General features: G+C 55.7%; 3 protein-coding genes and 1 pseudogene. 1 reads left to right on the top strand and 3 read right to left on the bottom strand.

The window, feature by feature from the left end:
* Positions 1-91: 91 nt before the first annotated feature.
* Positions 92-2,125, bottom strand: coding sequence for an MFS transporter (locus H146_RS20450; RefSeq protein WP_019953256.1), 2,034 nt, complete (start codon positions 2,123-2,125; stop codon positions 92-94).
* Positions 2,122-2,394 carry a TetR/AcrR family transcriptional regulator gene (locus H146_RS19925; protein ID WP_019953255.1) on the bottom strand — a complete coding sequence of 91 codons (273 nt, stop codon included), beginning with the start codon at positions 2,392-2,394 and terminating at the stop codon, positions 2,122-2,124. The genes H146_RS20450 and H146_RS19925 overlap by 4 nt, the downstream gene beginning before the upstream one ends.
* Positions 2,395-2,463: 69 nt before the next feature.
* Here H146_RS19925 and H146_RS20445 point away from each other — a divergent pair, with 69 nt between their 5' ends.
* Positions 2,464-3,270 (top strand): phytanoyl-CoA dioxygenase family protein, encoded by an 807-nt coding sequence (locus H146_RS20445; RefSeq protein WP_169433509.1) that lies wholly within the window; start codon positions 2,464-2,466, stop codon positions 3,268-3,270.
* On the opposite strand, the pseudogene H146_RS21665 reads toward H146_RS20445, so the two are convergent.
* Positions 3,257-3,339: pseudogene (locus H146_RS21665) on the bottom strand (IS5/IS1182 family transposase); the annotation flags it as partial. The gene H146_RS20445 and the pseudogene H146_RS21665 sit on opposite strands and share 14 nt — an antisense overlap.

The raw sequence follows: 3,339 nt of genomic DNA, 5'->3' as shown, positions 1-3,339 counted from the left end.
GCGAGGATAGACCAGATTTTACGCCGAAAAGGGAGCATCATCCAGGCGCATAATCATGATTTCACGGTGATTTTTGGTTTTTCAGGACCGACTATTTATAGGGCACGATCGTCGCGGCGACCATAATCCCTCCTAACTTGGTTTCAATGGGTATGACGAAGATACTGTGTTGGTCGGCCGCAACAACATGGTTGCGTTTGCAAACGCTATCCGAAAACTGCTTCATGGGATGTGAATCATAGAAGTTAATGATGGGACCATAGCCTCTACCGCTATTGAGTTGCATCTCTGAAAACAGTAGATCTCCGGGCTTGGTAAGTCCTGCCAGAATGCCGGCCATCTTATCTGGTGTCTCATTTCCTTCCTGAAACCCGAGCATCGTGATGACTGTCAACCCTTCGTAAGCCTCTAAGTCATCGGCAGTAAGGGTATTGTAGTCTCCGATTATGTAGCGGAACCGATCTGACCCTATAATCGGCTCCAAGACTTGACGCATTCGCATTTCGGATCTTGGATTAATATCAATTCCGACATAGCTGTCGAGGTTTATTCCCCTTTTCTCCAAGTGCTCTAAAATCAACGTAGTCTTGTGAGGCTCTGGACCGATTTCGACGTAGCGAATCGGTTTGCCGTGAGCGTGCGCGGCAATAAAATCAGCTGTGTGGCAAAGACAGTCACGTATAGAAGTGCTCTCCTTGCCAGCGCATAAAGATTCGTTGTTGACCGCCGCCTCATTCAGTTCAGCCATATAACTAAAGATATTCTCAAGTTCGGCATCATTTTGCTCATCCTGTTTTTCGATGATGGCATATTTATCGGTATTGGATACAGTATCGATATCACCGATTGAAAGCGGGGCGAGCGTTCCCAATGAAGTCTTTACTATGTCTTCTAAATGCTCATGGTCCATCAGGGCCTCCATTTTGGAATTGGCATCAGACATTTGCCGTATATCCCCGCTCGGAAGACAAACCATGACGGCGAGCGTACCGAGTGCAGTCATATCGAAAACCCACCCGAGGCCCAAGTGATCGGCTGCCATTCCGGCAATGGCCGGGCTGATGAGCTGGCCTGCGGATATCAGAAAAAAAGTGGCGCCAAAGCCGGCAGATGGCCGTTCCTGGAACACATGAACGCTCCATATCCCGAACAGGCCGGTAATCAAGATAAACGTGCTGCCAAAGAGCAGAGCCGAGAGCAGCAATGCCGACCACTGTCCGGCGGCAAACCCCAATAAAGCACACGCGGCGGCATTGGCGAACAGTGCAACACGGAAGGTATTTTTCAGGCCAAACCAGGCGACCCCGTCGCCAGCGCTGCCGCCGGCCACACCAGCCAGGCCGACTAATATCCAGAATAACTGCGCGCTGCCGCCTGGTAAGTCGCCGTAGCCGGCAATGTGATCGACTGCAAACGTCCAATACACGGCTGACGTAACGCCAAACAGCAACGCACCACTAAACAGCGGCACGGAGCGGGGTTGCAAAAGCCAGCGCCAGCTCAACGGCTGAATGGCTTGCTGTGCACCGCGCGGCGGCGCTGTAGGCATGATGCGGCTATTCCATACGGTTGCGATGACCGCGATGCACGCAAAGGCAAGCCAGGCAATTTGCCATTGCTGACCGGCCCAGAGCGCCAAGGGCGCCGAGATCATGATTCCGTAGCTGGTGCCGGAATTGATCAGCGCATAGGTCCGACCTTGGCGTTCAGGCGATCGGAGCTGTACTACCGCGTCCGATAAAGGTGGATACGCCAAGCCGGGGCTGGTGCCTGCCAGTACAATCCCAACCGCCAGCCAGGGCAGCGACGGAGCGAGACCGATCAGCGCCATGCCGGCGGCTGCCGCGAGCCCGCCGGCGATAATTGGCCCTCGGGGGCCTAAAGAGCCGGAGAGTGTTGAGCCCAAAAGCGTGGCGGCCAGGTAGCCGGCATAAGAGGCGCTACCCAGCAACCCAATAGCGGCCGTTGAGAGATGAAACTCGGCTTGGATCGCCGGCACAAACAGCCCGTAGGTATAACGGGCCAGGCCATAGGTTGACGCCACGATGAGAAGCCCCGCTCCCACGACATGAAAAGTCGAGGTGGGGTCGGTGAAACCTTTGATGGACTGCCGGGCGCGGCTCATATCAACGCCCGCAGCTTGTCGCGTGGGTCGTCTTCCGCAGCCAGTCGCTGCTCTACCGATTGAAACCAGCGCTTGTGACGGCGCTGTACAAAGGCCTCGGCCAACGCGGTCTTGGACGGGAAGTGATGGTAGAAGCTGGCTTTGGCGACACCGGCCTCGCGGATGATCTGATTGACCCCGGTCGCTCGGTAGCCTTGCATGATGAACAGTAGCTCAGCGGCATCCAGGATGCCGTCGCGAACCTCATTTGTTTGTCGTGGCGTAACCATAGGTTTATTATAGGTAGACCGGTTTGTCTGTCAAGAATCATGCCTTCTATCGCACGCTACACGACGCCCTTGTCGGAGGATGAGCGCAACGCCAAGGTTTATGTTGGCGAAATCCTTGTGTTTCGTGGTTTTGCTCCGGTTGCACGATTCATAGAGGCCCTGCGATCACGGAGCTACGACTACCTGGGTGACAATCCGACACTTATCCATGACCGCCGCACCGAAGATGAGATAGCGCGCGCAAGTGCGGCGTTTCGCCGAGCCGTTAGAAGCGATTCTGCGATTGCGGCTTACTTCAACGCGGCTCTGGCAGCCGTCGGTGTGCGTCTCGACGACACCTACGGCGATGGCGTGGTGGTTCGCGTGCAAACCGCTGGATTGAGTCGTAACGCCACCCTGGGGCCGTTGGCGGCCCATCGGGACACATGGGGAACCAATATCGCCGCGCAAACCAATTGGTGGGCGCCGCTGTTTCCCGCCACGCCGGAACGTACCCTGGCGCTGTTCCCGGCTTATTTTGACTATGCGGTCGCCAACAGCAGCGCCGATTGGGATTTCGAGGAATTACTGCGCCGGCTCAAAGCGGGTCGAACGGCTGAGAAATACCCGTTGCTTCCGACCGCCAGCGACGCGCCGCCACGGGCTGAAGCATTGCCAATCAGCCTCGTACCCGGTGATCTGATGTGCTTTTCGAGTGCCCATTTACACGCCAGTGTGCCCAACACAACCGACCGAACCCGACTATCGGTTGAAAGCCGGACTGTCAATGGGACTGATGTTGCGGCTAAGCGAGGCGCTCCGGATGTGGATGGCAGTGCGCGTTACACCACCTATCAACTTTTTCGCCACTTAGATGGTGTCGTCACGAAATTCTAAGCCACAAAACAAGGCAACGAATCTGGGCGGCGGCGAGAAATGACACCAGATTTTTCGCATAGCGTGTCG

Source organism: Kushneria aurantia DSM 21353, assembly GCF_000382245.1.
Lineage (GTDB): Bacteria > Pseudomonadota > Gammaproteobacteria > Pseudomonadales > Halomonadaceae > Kushneria > Kushneria aurantia.
Note: the sequence above shows the minus strand (reverse complement) of the source record. Positions and strands in the feature narration are given on the sequence as shown.

Bases quoted from the DNA above. Each gene is read 5' to 3' on its own strand.
- H146_RS20450 (WP_019953256.1), bottom strand. From the start codon at position 2,125: ATGAGCCGCGCCCGGCAGTCCATCAAAGGTTTCACCGACCCCACCTCG.
- H146_RS19925 (WP_019953255.1), bottom strand. From the start codon at position 2,394: ATGGTTACGCCACGACAAACAAATGAGGTTCGCGACGGCATCCTGGAT.